At 69.8% G+C, this 13,729-nt stretch carries 14 protein-coding genes; 5 read left to right on the top strand and 9 right to left on the bottom strand.

Features of this window, described 5'->3' with window-relative positions; translation table 11 throughout:
- The 4 genes from rpsP to ACE3T2_RS17540 all read right to left on the bottom strand — a co-directional run.
- A partial coding sequence (gene rpsP / locus ACE3T2_RS17555) for a 30S ribosomal protein S16 (protein WP_374659705.1) occupies nucleotides 1–116 on the bottom strand: 116 nt, incomplete at its 3' end.
- A gap of 20 nt (nucleotides 117–136) precedes the next feature.
- Nucleotides 137–1,666, bottom strand: coding sequence for a signal recognition particle protein (gene ffh, locus ACE3T2_RS17550; protein ID WP_374659694.1), 1,530 nt, complete (start codon nucleotides 1,664–1,666; stop codon nucleotides 137–139).
- 268 nt (nucleotides 1,667–1,934) lie between these two features.
- A complete protein-coding gene (locus ACE3T2_RS17545) occupies nucleotides 1,935–2,732 on the bottom strand; it encodes an SH3 domain-containing protein (RefSeq protein WP_374659692.1) in 798 nt (265 codons plus the stop codon).
- A 127-nt stretch (nucleotides 2,733–2,859) separates the two neighbouring features.
- A complete protein-coding gene (locus ACE3T2_RS17540; RefSeq protein ID WP_374659690.1) occupies nucleotides 2,860–4,566 on the bottom strand; it encodes a lysine--tRNA ligase in 1,707 nt (568 codons plus the stop codon).
- Nucleotides 4,567–4,688: 122 nt separating this feature from the next.
- On the opposite strand from ACE3T2_RS17540, the gene phnD reads away from it, so the two are divergent.
- Nucleotides 4,689–5,693 carry a phosphate/phosphite/phosphonate ABC transporter substrate-binding protein gene (gene phnD / locus ACE3T2_RS17535; protein WP_374659688.1) on the top strand — a complete coding sequence of 335 codons (1,005 nt, stop codon included), beginning with the start codon at nucleotides 4,689–4,691 and terminating at the stop codon, nucleotides 5,691–5,693.
- 55 nt (nucleotides 5,694–5,748) lie between these two features.
- Nucleotides 5,749–6,129 (top strand): hypothetical protein, encoded by a 381-nt coding sequence (locus ACE3T2_RS17530; RefSeq protein ID WP_374659686.1) that lies wholly within the window; start codon nucleotides 5,749–5,751, stop codon nucleotides 6,127–6,129.
- Here ACE3T2_RS17530 and ACE3T2_RS17525 read toward each other — a convergent pair.
- A complete protein-coding gene (locus tag ACE3T2_RS17525; protein ID WP_374659684.1) occupies nucleotides 6,126–6,542 on the bottom strand; it encodes a PaaI family thioesterase in 417 nt (138 codons plus the stop codon). The two genes, ACE3T2_RS17530 and ACE3T2_RS17525, sit on opposite strands and share 4 nt — an antisense overlap.
- Nucleotides 6,539–6,976 carry a PaaI family thioesterase gene (locus ACE3T2_RS17520; RefSeq protein ID WP_374659682.1) on the bottom strand — a complete coding sequence of 146 codons (438 nt, stop codon included), beginning with the start codon at nucleotides 6,974–6,976 and terminating at the stop codon, nucleotides 6,539–6,541. Before ACE3T2_RS17520 ends, ACE3T2_RS17525 begins: the two co-directional genes overlap by 4 nt.
- 345 nt (nucleotides 6,977–7,321) lie before the next feature.
- Between ACE3T2_RS17520 and ACE3T2_RS17515 the strand changes: the two genes are divergently transcribed.
- From ACE3T2_RS17515 to ACE3T2_RS17505, 3 genes are all read left to right on the top strand, one after another.
- Nucleotides 7,322–8,332, top strand: coding sequence for a ligase-associated DNA damage response exonuclease (locus tag ACE3T2_RS17515; protein WP_374659680.1), 1,011 nt, complete (start codon nucleotides 7,322–7,324; stop codon nucleotides 8,330–8,332).
- 86 nt (nucleotides 8,333–8,418) lie between these two features.
- Nucleotides 8,419–9,312, top strand: coding sequence for a DUF4349 domain-containing protein (locus tag ACE3T2_RS17510; RefSeq protein WP_374659678.1), 894 nt, complete (start codon nucleotides 8,419–8,421; stop codon nucleotides 9,310–9,312).
- Nucleotides 9,313–9,345: 33 nt separating this feature from the next.
- A complete protein-coding gene (locus ACE3T2_RS17505) occupies nucleotides 9,346–10,965 on the top strand; it encodes a cisplatin damage response ATP-dependent DNA ligase (RefSeq protein ID WP_374659676.1) in 1,620 nt (539 codons plus the stop codon).
- Here ACE3T2_RS17505 and ACE3T2_RS17500 read toward each other — a convergent pair.
- Genes ACE3T2_RS17500 through ACE3T2_RS17490 form a run of 3 tightly spaced genes read right to left on the bottom strand, consistent with a single transcriptional unit; the run spans nucleotide 10,962 to nucleotide 13,728 of the window.
- Nucleotides 10,962–12,296, bottom strand: a complete 1,335-nt coding sequence (locus tag ACE3T2_RS17500; RefSeq protein ID WP_374659674.1) for a hypothetical protein — start codon at nucleotides 12,294–12,296, stop codon at nucleotides 10,962–10,964. The genes ACE3T2_RS17505 and ACE3T2_RS17500 overlap by 4 nt on opposite strands.
- Nucleotides 12,293–13,216 (bottom strand): ATP-binding cassette domain-containing protein, encoded by a 924-nt coding sequence (locus tag ACE3T2_RS17495; protein ID WP_374659672.1) that lies wholly within the window; start codon nucleotides 13,214–13,216, stop codon nucleotides 12,293–12,295. The genes ACE3T2_RS17500 and ACE3T2_RS17495 overlap by 4 nt, the downstream gene beginning before the upstream one ends.
- A complete protein-coding gene (locus ACE3T2_RS17490; RefSeq protein WP_374659670.1) occupies nucleotides 13,213–13,728 on the bottom strand; it encodes a D-glycero-alpha-D-manno-heptose-1,7-bisphosphate 7-phosphatase in 516 nt (171 codons plus the stop codon). The genes ACE3T2_RS17495 and ACE3T2_RS17490 overlap by 4 nt, the downstream gene beginning before the upstream one ends.
- Between the last annotated feature and the right edge of the window lies 1 nt (nucleotide 13,729).

The following is a 13,729-nucleotide window of genomic DNA, read 5'->3' as shown; positions in this document are numbered from 1 at the left end:
TAGGCGCCGACCTTCTCGATGAAGCGGCCGTCGCGCGGCGAGTGCGAGTCGGCGACGACGATGTTGTAGTAGGGGCGCTTCTTGGCGCCGCCACGGGCGAGACGAATCTTGAGCATGGGTTAGTCCTTTGTAAGCTCTAGGATTTCTTGAAGGGGTTGAAGCCCGGCGGGAGATTGCCGAGGCCAGGAAGCTTCGGGCCGCCGGGACCGCCCAGGCCGGGCAGACCGCCCCCCTGGCTAGCCAGCTTGCCGAGTTCTTCCAGTTGCTTGGGATCGGGCGGGGGCAGCTTGCCGCCGCCCAGGGCCTTGAGGCGGTCCATGCCGCCGCCGCCCATCATGCCGGCCATGCGGGCGAAGCCCTTGCCGCCGTCGCGGCTCATCATCTTGAAGGCGTCGGCCATCTGCCGGTGCTGCTTAAGGAGCCGGTTGATCTCGGCCACGTCGACGCCGGCGCCGGCGGCGATACGGCGCTTGCGCGAGGCCTGCAGGATGTCGGGCTTCTTGCGCTCGGCCTTGGTCATGGACGAGATGATCGCCATCTGGCGGTCGATCATCTTGTCCGAGACATTGGCCTCGGCCATCTGCTTCTTGACCTTCTGGACGCCTGGCAGCAGGCCCATCAGGCCTTCCATGCCGCCCATGCGCTTCATCTGGCCGAACTGCTCGGCCATCATGTCGAGGTCGAACTGGCCCTTGGCCAGCTTCTTGGCCATGGCCTCGGTGCGGGCCACGTCCAGGTCCTGGGCGGCCTTCTCGACCAGGGCGACGACGTCGCCCTGACCGAGGATGCGGCCAGCCACGCGGCGGGCGTCGAAGACATCGAGGCCCTCGATCTTTTCCGAGACGCCGAGGAACTTGATCGGCAGTCCGGTGACCGCGCGCATCGAGAGCGCAGCGCCCCCGCGGCCGTCGCCGTCGGCTCGCGTCAGCACCAGGCCGGTGAGCGGCAGGCGCTCGTGGAAGGCGGTGGCGGTGCGCACCGCGTCCTGACCGGTCAGGCTGTCGGCGACCAGCAGGGTCTCGGTCGGGCTGGCGATCTTCGCGATCTCGGCCGCCTCGGCCATCATCGCTTCGTCGATGGTGGTGCGGCCGGCGGTGTCGAGGATGACGACGTCGAAGCCCTGGAGCTTGGCGGCCGACATGGCGCGGCGGGCGATGTCCGGAGCCGACTGGCCCGGCACGATCGGCAGGCTCTCGACCTGCGCCTGCTTGGCCAGCAGCGCCAGCTGCTCCATGGCGGCCGGGCGGCGGGTGTCGAGCGAGGCCAGCAGGACCTTCTTGCGGTCCTTGGCCAGTTTCAGCGCCAGCTTGCCGGCTGTGGTGGTCTTGCCCGAGCCCTGGAGGCCGGCCATGAGGATCACGGTCGGCGGGTTGAGGGCGAGGTTCAGGCCCTCGGCGGTCTCGCCTCCCAGCATCTCGACCAGGCCGTCATAGGTGATCTTCACCACCTGGTCGGCGGGGCGGATCGAGCGGATCACCTCCTCGCCGGCGGCCCGTTCCTTGGCCTTGGAGATGAATTCGCGCACCACCGGCAGGGCGACGTCGGCCTCGAGCAGGGCGACGCGCACCTCGCGCAGAGCTTCGTCGATGTCCTTTTCGGACAGCACGCCGCGGCCCGAGAGCCGGTCGAATACGCCCGAAAGCCGATCTGTCAGTGCGTCGAACACGCAAATCTCCTAATGGCCCAAACGCAATCGACCCCCGTGGACGATCACGTCGACGGGGGGCCTCGCCGCCCTCGTCCTGCATCCGTCGCAGGGGTCGTGGCGGTGGAGGGCGCGAATGCTATGCGCCGGAAGGGGGCGCTTATGCGCCTGTGGATGCTTTAGGTCAAGGATTTGGAGGCGAGGGCGACTTTGCGCCCCGATCGGTGCCATCCCGGTCTTCGGGCTTGCAGCCGAAACCGGGATGACACCTGGAGGGATGCCTGGGACGTCAGCTCTGCACGACCCATTGGCCGTCCGAGCCCTTGCAGGCGGTGTAGCGCTCGGTCTGCGGGCCGCCGTTGGCGGTGCGGATGGTCTGGTCGAAGGTGCGGCAGACCGGGACATTGGCGCTGGCGCTTCCCACCGAGCGGACGACCGAGCCGGAGACGTAGCCGATCGCCTCGCCGCCGCGGCCGGCCAGGATCCAGTCCGTGCCCGCGACGCGGGCCAGGGCCTCGACGCTTTCGCCGGCCTTCAGCTTGCCGACGACCGGGCCGGAGGTGGAGGGCTGGCCGCGCAGGTTGACGGTCGAGCGCGGGGCGTAGCGGCCGCCATCGCTCTCGTAGCCCGAGGCCGGCTCCACGCCGTTGGTGAAGCGCAGGCCGCCCAGCGACACCGGTTGGCCGTAGGGCTGGGTGGAGACCACGCGCACGTCGCCCGAGGCGCCGGTCTCCGGGTTGCTCCACGAGCGATTGCCGCCCCGGTCGAGGGCGTATTGGGCCGCGGCCTGCGCCTTGGCCTGGTCGCTGCGTTGCATGCGGCAGCCGATATAGGAGCCGGCCGCGGCGCCCACCGCCGCGCCCAGGGCGGTGCCGAGGGTGCGTTCGTTCTTGGCGAGGTTGCTGCCGACCACGCCGCCGACCAGGCCGCCGATCACGGCGCCTCCGGCCTGTTTGTTGCCGGCCGCGTCGCAGCCGAAGATCGAGGAGAGCGGATTGCCCTGCCGCATGGTCGGCTGGGCGCTCGCCGTCATCGGGACGGCCAGCGAGACAGCCAGCAGGGCGGCGGTGAATTGCGAAGCGCGCATGGTTCGTTTTCCTGACGCAGGTTGAGCCGTCCCAGGAGACGGGGCGAACAAGCTTTGCTGGAAATGCGCGCAAGGGTGATCGCGTTCGATAGGCGAAGTCCAGGAACGCCATCACCAATTGTATCGGCTAGGCCGCGGCCAGTTCGCCCGACAGCGCCTTTTCGATCAGGGCGATGGTCCGCTCCAGACCGAAGATGGCGGCGAAGGAGCCGAAGCGCGGGCCCTGGCTCTGGCCGAGCAGGACCTCGTAAAGCGCCTGGAACCAGGCGCGCAGCGGCTCGAAGCCGGCGCTCTTGCCGACGTCGAACACCTCGTTCTGGATCGTCTCGGCGTCGGCGTCGGACGGCAGGGCCTTGAAGCGGGCCAGGAGCTCGCTCATCGCCGCGCGCTCCTTCTCGTCGGGGGCGCGGAACTTCTTCGAGGGCTTCACGAAGTCCTCGTAGTAGTTGATCGCATAGCCGACCAGACGGTCGAGCATCGGCTCGGTTTCAGGTGTCGCGCCCGGCATGTAACGGCTGATGAAGCCCCAGAGGATGTCCTTGGTCGAGGCGTCGGCAGCCGAGACCAGGTTCAGCAGCAGCGAGAACGACAGCGGCGAGCCCTTCTCCGGCGGCGCGCCGCGGTGGACGTGCCAGGCCGGGTTGTCGATGGGCGTCGCGTTGCCGGTCGCCCGGGCCTTGTTGAAGGCATCGAGCTGCTGAAGGTACTCGTCCGTCGCCTTCGGGATGACGTCGAAATAGAGCCGCTTGGCCGACTTCGGCGACTGGTACATGTAGTAGGCGAGGCTCTCGGGGGCGCCGTAGCGCAGCCACTCCTCCATGGTCAGGCCGTTGCCCTTGGACTTGGAGATCTTCTGGTTGTTCTCGTCCATGAAGAGCTCGAAGTGGAAGGCTTCGGGCGGCGTGCCGCCCAGCACCTTCACCAGCTTGTTCGAGACCCGCACGGAATCGACCAGGTCCTTGCCCGAGGCCTCGAAGTCGACGCCCAGCGCATACCAGCGGGCGGCCCAGTCGGGGCGCCATTGCAGCTTCACGTGGCCGCCGGTGACCGGGACCTCGGTCAGGGTTCCGTCCTCGTCGGGGAAGGTGATCGTGCCCTTCTCGACATCGCGGCCGACGGTGGGCGCCTGCAGCACACGGCCCGACTTCGGGCTGATCGGCAGGAACGGCGAATAGGTCGCGCGGCGCTCTTCGCCCAGGGTCGGCAGCATGACGCCCTGGACCGCGTCGAAGCGCGCCAGGATCTTCAGCAGCACCTCGTCGAAGCGGCCGGACTTGTAGGTGTCGGTCGACGACATGAACTCGTAGTCGAAGCCGAAGCCGTCGAGGAACGCGCGCAGGCGGGCGTTGTTGTGATGGGCGAAGCTCTCGTACTCGCCGAACGGGTCGCGGACCTGGCTGACCGGCTTGTCGCGGTCCTCCTCCAGCATCTCACGGTTGGGCACGTTGTCCGGGATCTTCCGCAGGCCGTCCATGTCGTCGGAGAAGACGATCAGCTTGGTCGGGACCGCGTCTTCGGTCAGGGCGCGGAAGGCGTTGCGCACCATGGTCGGGCGGGCCGCCTCGCCGAAGGTGCCCATGTGCGGCAGGCCCGAAGCGCCGAAGCCGCATTGGAAGACCACCGGTTGGTTCAGGGCCGGGAAGGTGGCGACCGCCTCGGCCGCCTTGCCCTCGCCGATCAGGCTGGCGGCCAGGTCGCGCTCGGCGTCGGTCAGGCGAAGTTTGAGGATCCGATCCAGCAGCAGGCGGGCCTGTTCGAAGGGCCAGCTTTTCGCTTCGCGCGCCTGGGCAGAGAGGCCGCGCAGGGAGGGGTTCTGGATCGTGGTGTCGGACATGGGCGCGGCCTAGCGCCCCTGGGGCCTCGCCTCAAGCAGACTTTTGCGCTCATGCTTGTCGCTCAGGCGTCACGGAAGAGGCGGAAAAGCCGCCGAGGTCGACGTTCTCTGGGGGAAACCGCATGTCCACGCGCCGCGCGCTGATCGCCGCCGCCGCCGTCCTGGCCCTTTGCGCTTGCACGAAGAAAGAGGACGCGGCCAAGCCCGCCGCCCCGCAGGCCGTCAACTTCTCGATCATGTCGACCGAGGGCCGCCAGACCCAGATGGATGAATGGGGTCCCTTCCTGGCCGACATGGAAAGTGCCCTGGGCGTGCCGGTGAAGCCGTTCTTCGGCACGAACTACACCGCCCTGATCGAGGCCATGCGCTTCAAGCAGACCGACGTGGGCTGGTTCACCAACCAGTCGGGGCTGGAGGCGGTGCGCCGGGCGAACGGCGAGGTCTTCGCCCGCACGGTCAATCCGAACGGGACCGACGGCTACCAGGCGGTGATCCTGGTCAAGAAGGGCTCGGGGATCACCCTTGAGCGGCTTCTGAAGTGCGACCGGACGCTGAACTTCGGCATGGGCGACGCCAAGTCGACGTCGGGCACGCTGGCGCCGATGACCTATCTGTTCGCGCCGCGCGGCATCGACCCGAACACCTGCTTCAAGACCGTGCGCTCGGCCAATCACGAGACCAACCTGTTCTCAGTCGCCTCGGGCCTGCTCGACGCCTCGACCAACAACACCGCGTCCATGGAACGGATGGCGATGATGAACACCGACATGGCCCGGAAGACCCTGGCCTCGGTCGAGACGATCTGGACGTCCCCCAGGATCCCCGAGGACCCCATGATCCGCCGCAAGGACCTGGATCCGGCGCTGAAAGCCAAGATCGACGCCTTCATCTTCTCGTACGGCGTCGGCGACGGGCCGGAAGCCGCACGCCAGCGCAAGGTGCTGGAGCGCATCCAGACCCTGCCGTTCAAGCATGCCGACAATTCGCACCTGCTGCCGGTGCGCGAGATGGAGGCTGCCGGCCAGCTGATCGCCGCGCGGACCAAGGGCGATGCAGCCGCCATGGCCGCCGCGAAGGCCGAGCTCGACCGCATCGCCGCCGAGAAGCACGCCGCGGGGCAGCCCTGAAGGGAACCAGCGGGCGGGTTCGGCGTCCTTTGCTGAGCCTATGAATGGAGCCGCCATGGACCTGCTCGCCGTCAAACGCGTCCTCGGACTGCTGTCGATCGCCGCCGGAGTGGTGGCCGTGGCCTCGCCGCGGCGCGTAAGCCGCGCCCTGGGTCTGAGCTTCGACGACCAGGCGATGAGCGCCTTCGGAGCGCGGGAGATCGCCGCCGGCGCGGGTCTGCTGGCGCCGGTGAAGCCGGGGCCGTGGTTCTGGATGCGTGCCGGCGGCGACGTCATGGACCTGGTGGCGCTGAGCCGGGCGATCAGCCGCGAGGCGCCGCGCAAGAAGGCGGCCTACATCGCCCTGGGCGCAGTGGCGGCGATCGCGGTGTTCGACATCGTCGTGGCCGCGCGCGCGAGCCGCAATCCCCGCGAAGAGGCCGAGGCGGCGGCCTAGCCTCCGCTCAGAAGGAAATGCCCACGCAGGGCGGCGACCGGTTTCTCTCGATGATCCTGCCAGGCCTCGACATGGACGTTTGCGATCTGGCGGCCCACCTTTCGCACATCGGCGCGGGCATAGATCACCTGGGCCTTGCCGGGGCGCAGATACTCGATGGTGACGTCGATGGTCTTGTGGACCTTGGGGCTGGGCGCGATGACCGACAGCTGGGCCAGGGCCGTCATCTCCATGAAAGCCCCGATCACCCCGCCATGCAGGGCCGGCAGCATGACGTTGCCGATCAGGTGCGGGGCGAAGGGCAGGACCGCGGTCATCTCGTCGCCCGCCAGTTCGGCGCGCATGCCGAGGAAGCGCACATAAGGAACGCGGCCGAGGAAGGTCTCGAGCCTCTGGGCGGCGGCCTGGCTCATGTCTCGGCTCGCTTCAGCACGAAGGCGCCCTGGGCCGTGGCGATCGGATCGTCAGGGTCGGCGTCGAAGGCGTGGGCGCGGACGAAGGCGATGCTGCGGGTCAGCTTGTAGCAATGGGCGCTGGCGGTGATGTCGGCGCGGGGGGCCGCGGCGCGCATGTAGTCAATGCGCAGGTCCAGCGTGGCGGTGGCGAAGAAGCCGAGCTCCGAAGCTCGCGACGTGATCGCCAGGCCGCAGCAATGGTCGAGGAGGGCGGTGATCACCCCGCCTGCGATGACGCCGGTGTCGGGATCGCCGACGAGGTCTTCGCGCCAGGGGGTGAGGATGGAGCCCTTTCCGGGCTCGACGGAGAGCAGTTTGAAGCCGAGGGCGGAGGCTTGGGGCACGGTTTCCACCATGTGCCGAGCCGTCTCGCGAAGGGCCTCCGGGGACATCGTCATCCCCTGTCTTTGAGGCGCCTCCGCCTATCGGTCAACGTGACGGCTGGTCAACTCGGGACCCGCCTTAAGCGACGCCGGCGGTCTTGGTCAGGATGGCGACCGCGACGGCCAGCAGCGGGGTGACGGCGAGAGCGAAGTTGGCGAAGCCGTTCAGGGCGAAGGTGTTGCGCATGGTGTTGTCCCTCTGGTTTGTCCGGGGCGCGACAACCGCGTCCCGATGAGGAGGGTGTAGATGATTGCATCTGCGAATACTCGTTAAGTCTTGGTCATGACGCCGATTTCACATTATGAATACTGTGTAATGTTCCTTAAGCGGCCGCGCTCCCCATATCGATCGGCATGATCCGTCCCGAAACCCTGCTGTGTCCCAAGTCCCAGGGGCTCTACTGCGCGCCCGGCGACTTCTTCGTCGATCCGGTGGTCCCGGTGGCGCGCGCGGTGATTACCCACGGTCATGCCGATCATGCCCGCGCCGGCCATGGGACGGTGATCGCGACACCGCAGACGCTGGCGATCATGGCCGAGCGCTACGGGAAGGATTTCGCCGGCTCGGTGCAGCCGCTGGCCTACGGCGAGAGCGTCTCGCGCGACGGAGTCGAGGTGACCCTGGTTCCGGCCGGCCACGTGCTGGGGTCAGCCCAGGCGGTGGTGCGCTGGAAGGGACTGACCATGGTGGTGTCGGGCGACTACAAGCGTCGGCGCGATCCCACCTGCCCGCCTTTCGAACCCGTGCCCTGCGACGTCTTCATCTCGGAGGCGACCTTCGGCCTGCCGGTGTTCCGCCACCCCGACGACCGGCATGAGATCGCCAGGCTGCTGCGCTCGGTCGAACAGTTTCCGGAGCGGGCTCACATGGTCGGCGCCTATGCGCTGGGCAAGGCGCAGCGGATCATCGCCCTGCTGCGCGAGGCCGGGTGGGAGCGGCCGATCTATGTCCACGGCGCGCTGGAGCGGCTGAACCGGCTCTACGAGGCGCACGGTGTGGCGCTGGGGCCGCTGGCGCCGGCGACCTCGGACAAGAAGCAGGACTTCGCCGGCCAGATCATCGTCGCCCCGCCTTCGGCCCTGGCCGACCGCTGGTCGCGCCGGTTTCCCGATCCGGTTTCGGCCTTCGCCTCGGGCTGGATGCAGGTGCGGGCGCGGGCGCGGCAACGGGGCGTCGAGCTGCCGCTGGTGATCTCCGACCATGCCGACTGGGACGAGCTGACCGCCACCGTCGACGAGTTGGCGCCCGGCGAGCTGTGGATCACCCACGGCCGCGAGGAGGCGCTGCTGCGCTGGGCCGAACTTCACGGCGTGAAGGCCCGCGCCCTGGCTCTCGTCGGCTACGAAGACGAGACCGAGGACTGATCACGGAAAGTTGAAAATCGGGATTGCGGGCGATCACGAACCTGTTACCGTCCTCTTCGGCGGGGGCGCTGACGGGAGAGAAACCGATGCGTCGTCTGCTGGCCTCCCGCCTTGTCCTGACCCTTGCGCTCGCCGCCTGTTCGCGGCCCGCCGAAGTCGACTCCACCGCCTCCGAGCCCGAGCGGGCGGTCGCCGAGAGCACGGCGGCCGACGCCGCCGGGGCCAAGGCTGCGTCAGAGGCGCCGTCCCAGTCCGGGGCCGAACGGGCGGCGATGGTCCTGCCGCAGGTGGCCTATAGCTACGCCTATTCCATCGCCGCCCCGGCCAGGGAGATCCGCGACCTGGTCGGCCGCCACGAGGCCGCCTGCCTGCGGGCCGGGCCGACGATCTGCCAGGTGGTCGGCTCCTCGGTGCATGAGGCCGGCGACGACCGCATCGCCGGCGAGCTGACCCTGCGGGCGACGCCGCAATGGCTGACGGGCTTCCGTAGCGGCCTGGCCAAGGAGGCCGAAGGCGCCGGCGGGCGCATCGCCGCGGCCAATGTCACGTCTGAGGACCTGTCGCGGCAGATGGTCGACACCGAGGCCTCCATCCGCGCCATGACCACTCTGCGCGATCGGCTGCAGCAGCACCTGGCGAGCCGGCCCGGCAAGCTCTCCGAATTGCTGGAACTGGAGCGCGAGCTTGCTGAAGTGCAGGGCCGGCTCGACGCCACCCGCTCGGAGCTGGCGGTGATGCGTGGGCGGGTGGCGATGTCGCAGGTTAAGCTCAGCTATCAATCGGCCGGGGTGCTGGCGCCCCAGGGCGTGTTCGCGCCGCTGGCCGAGGCGGTGTCGGGCGTGCTGGGCGCTGTGGTCTCGACCTTGGCGGCGATGGTGGTGGTGCTGGCCTGGGGCCTGCCCTGGGCGCTGCTGGTGGGAGCGGTCGCCTGGGCCTGGCGCCGGCGGCAGGGCAAGCTGCGCAAGACCTCGGCGGCGTGAGCCAAGTGGGCGAAGGCGCGTTAAGCTGATCCCATGCGCGCCTTCGCCGAGCTCCTGGACCGTCTGTCGCTGACCGGCTCGCGCAACGCCAAGCTGACCCTGCTGCGCGACCACTTCGCCAATGCGCCCGACCCGGACCGGGGCTGGGCGCTGGCGGCCCTGACCGGCGACCTGGTGTTCGATGCGGCCAAGCCGGCCTTCATCCGCAAGGCGGTCGAGGCGCGGATGGACCCGGTGCTGTTCGGCTGGTCCTACGACTATGTCGGCGATCTGGCCGAGACGGTCGCCCTCGTCTGGCCCGCGCGCCCCGGCGCCAACCGCGAGCCGGAGCTGTCGGAAGTGGTCGACGCTCTGCGCAGCGCCTCGCGCGCCGAGGTGCAGCGGTTGATCGAAGGCTGGCTCGACGCGCTCGACCCGACCGGCCGCTGGGCGCTGTTGAAGCTGATGACCGGCGGCCTGCGCATCGGCGTGTCGTCCAAGCTGGCCAAGACCGCCGTGGCGGAGCTCGGACCCGTACCGGCCTCGGAGGTCGAGGAGATCTGGCACGCCCTGCGGCCACCTTACGGGGATCTGTTCGCCTGGCTGGAGGGGCGCTCGGAGCGGCCCACTTCGGACGCGCCCGGCCGGTTCCGCCCGGTCATGCTGGCGCAGGGGATCGACGAGGCGATCGACTTCGCCAAGCTCGACGCGGCCGACTACGCCGCCGAATGGAAATGGGACGGCATCCGCATCCAGGCGGTCAGCGAGGGCGGGGTGCGCAGGCTCTACGCTCGCAGCGGCGACGATATCTCGCGCGCCTTTCCCGACGTGCTGGAGGCGCTGGACTTCGAGGGCGCGCTGGACGGCGAACTGCTGGTGCTGCGCGAGGGGGCGATCGCCGCCTTCGGCGACCTGCAGCAGCGGCTGAACCGCAAGACCGTCACCAACGCGATGCTGGCCGACTATCCGGCCGGGATCCGCGCCTACGACCTGCTGTCCGAGGGGAGCGAGGACCTGCGGCCCCTGCCCTTCGTCGAGCGGCGGGCGCGGCTGGAGGCGTTTGTTGCGGGGTTGAAGACCACGCGCATCGACCTCTCGCCGCTGCAGCCGTTCGAGACGTGGGAAGACCTGGCCGCTCTGCGGCGCGAGCCGCCGCCCGGCGATCCGCAGGTCGCCGAGGGGGTGATGCTGAAGCGCTGGGATTCGACCTACGAGGCCGGGCGGCCGAAGGGGCCGTGGTTCAAGTGGAAGCGCGACCCGTTCCTGATCGACGCGGTGCTGATGTACGCCCAGCGCGGGCACGGCAAGCGCTCGAGCTTCTATTCCGACTACACCTTCGGCGTCTGGACGGAGGGGATCGACGGAGCGCGGATGCTGACCCCAGTCGGCAAGGCCTATTTCGGCTTCACCGACGAGGAGCTGAAGCAGATCGACAAGTACGTCCGCGACAACACCGTCGACCGCTACGGCCCCGTGCGGGCGGTTCGCGCCGATATCCGCCAGGGATTGGTGTTCGAAGTGGCGTTCGAGGGGCTGCAAAGGTCGAGCCGGCACAAGTCGGGCGTCGCCATGCGCTTTCCGCGCATCAGCCGCATCCGCTGGGATAAGCCGGCCGGCGAGGCCGACGAGCTGTCGACACTCGAGCGGATGCTGGACCAGATCGAAGGGCGCTAGGCGGCGACCTTGCCGATCCGGCGCGCCGCCAGAGTCCAGGCGATCGCCGCCTGGACGAGGCCCGAGACCAGGCTGAGCAGGGGCGCCGATCCGAGCGGGGCGAACAGCGCTCCGCCCTGGTCGCTGCCGGCCGACCAGCCGACGACGCCGCCGACGCCGTAGAGCACGGCCAGGGCGACGACCGCGGCGAAGTCGCCACGCTCGGGTCGCTGGCCCATGCGGCAGAAGGCGATGACGCCGAGGTCGCGCAGCAGGAAGGCGATCAGGGCGCCGGCCTGGCCGAGCCCGCTGGACGGGCCGGCGCCGAGCGCGAAGGCCGTTATGACCAGCACCGCGGCGATGAGCAGCGGCGCGAGCGGGGCCGGTGCGAACTGGCCGGCGCGCGGCAGGTCGCGGGCCTTGGCGGCGGTCAGGAACTGGCGCGCCCGCACGCGGTCAGCGGGTTCTGCGAAGGCGGCGGCGTAGGCGCAGAGGGCTACGGCCAGCGACGCGACCACCAGGCCGGCGCCGAGACCCGAGGTGCGGAGCGGGAAGCCCGCGGCGAAAATGGCGACGAACAGCAGGAAGGCCGGCCAGACGAAGGGGCTGCCCCGCATCTGCAGTTCCAGCCGCATCAGCCGCCAGGCGCCGACTACGGCCCATGCCGCGAAGAGCGCGACTCCGACCGCGCGGAACACGTCCGCCGGCCAGATGCGCCCGCCCCAGTCGACGAAGCCGCGGGCGCCAAGCAAGGCCTGGAGACCTTCTGTGCCCGCGCCGCGCTGGAAGCCGGCCGAACCGGCCACCCACGAGAGCAGGATCAGTCCGACGATCAGCCCGCCCAAGACGCCGCCGGCCCGCGCGGTGCGCCCCTCCGCCCTGGCCTTGCGCACGCCGATCAGGGCCGCGCTCATCGAGACGGCCTGCAGCAGCACGGCCAGGGCGATCATGAAGAGGACCGAGACCACGAGGCCGGGCGAGCCGCGCGACAGCCCGGCGACGACGGACAGCAGCAGTCCGGTCAGGCCGCAGAGCCAGGCCAGGCTGGCCGAGCCTGCCAGCTTGCCCCAGGTCATGGCCCACGGATCGAGCGCCGAGAGCCGTTGGAAGTCCCAGGTACGATCGGCGATCTCGGAGAGCACCGAGGTGGCGGCCGCGCGCGAGGCCCAGATCATCGCGCAGGCGACGAACACCGCCGCGCCAACCCCGCCCAGCACCGGCAGCGGTCCGTAGGGATTGGTCCGCGTGGCCATGACCGTCGCGCCGTAGATCAGCAGCAGGACGACGCCCGCCCAGGCCAGGCGCCGCGGCGAGGCCTCGAGCCAGAGGTTGCGTTGGAACTCGGGGTTCATTGCGCGACCTCGGCGAGATAGGCGTCCTCTAGAGTGCGGCGCACCGGCTGGAAGGCGCGGACTTTCAGGCCCGCCCCGATGAGCTTGGCCAGCAGGGTCGAGTCGTCCTCGCCCTCGGGCGCCGCCAGCACCGCTGTGTCGCCGTCGAGACTCTCCACAGTCAGGCCCAGGGCGGCGAGGCGGCTCGCGAGGTCGGCCGGCGGATCGGTGAAGCTCGCCTCGACTCGCAGGCCGTCCCGGGTTCCGGCCCCGGCCGCGACCACCCCGCCGCCGGCCACCTGACCGCCGCGGATCATCAGCATGCGGGTGGAGTAGTCCTCCAGCTCGGCCAGGATGTGGGAGGAGACCACGATGGTCATGCCGTCGCGCGACAGCCGCAGGATCAGGTCCGACAGAGCGCGCCGCGCTTCGGGGTCGAGGCCGGCCGCCGGCTCGTCGAGCAGCAGCACCTTGGGCCGGTGGACGATGGTCTGGCCGATGGCCAGCCGCTGGCGCAGGCCGCGCGACAGTTCGCCGGCGCGAGCCTCCATGCGGTCGGAGAGCTGGACGCGGGCGGCGGCCTCCTCGACCGCGGCCGGGGCGGCGGCTTCGGTCACCCCGCGCGAGCGCGCTGCATAGGTCAGGGCGCGGCGGACGGTCAGGTCGTCGTACAGGCCGAAGAAGTCGGGCAGGTAGCCGATGGCGGCGTGGACGCCGCGCGGGTCGTCCTGAGTGTCGAGGCCGGCGATGCGGATCGTCCCCTCCGTCGGGTCGTCCAACGCCGCCATGCAGCGCAGCAAGGTGGTCTTGCCCGCGCCGTTGGGGCCGACCATGGCCAGGACCGAGCCCGCTTCGACGGAGAAGCTGACGCCATGCAGGGCGCGGGCGGTGGGATAGTCGTAGACGACGCCGGCGACCTCGATCATGGGCGATCCGCTCATGCGGCTACGACCTCCGCTTCCAGGAATTCGGCGAGGTTTCCGCCGGTGAAGTGCAGGCCGCGGACCCCTGCGCGGCGCGCCGCCTCCAGGTCCGACCCCTTGTCGCCCACCATGATCGAGCGCGACAGGTCCACCGGCCATTCGGCGAGGGCGCGCAGGATCATGCCGGGGTTCGGCTTGCGGTCGGGCGGATCGGGGTGGCGATAAGCCTCGACCTGGGCGTCCGGGTGATGCGGGCAGTAGTAGAAGGCGTCGATATGCGCGTCCGCCTGGGCCAGGCTCTCGCTCATCTTGGCGTGCAGGGCCACAACGTCGTCCTCGGCGTAGTAGCCGCGGCCGACCCCCGACTGGTTGGTCACCACGAACACCCACCAGCCGGCGCGGTTGAAGGCGGCCACCGCCTCCCGCGCGCCGGGAATCCAGTGGAAATCCTCCCAGCGGTGCACATAGCCCGGGTCCTCGTTGAGGACGCCGTCGCGGTCGAGGAACAGGGCGGGTCGGGAAGCGCTCATG

It is taken from the genome of Phenylobacterium sp. (genome assembly GCF_041919955.1).
In the GTDB taxonomy this organism is placed as follows: domain Bacteria; phylum Pseudomonadota; class Alphaproteobacteria; order Caulobacterales; family Caulobacteraceae; genus Phenylobacterium.
The sequence above is the reverse complement of the archived record's forward strand: the minus strand, read 5'-3'. Positions and strand labels throughout refer to the sequence as shown.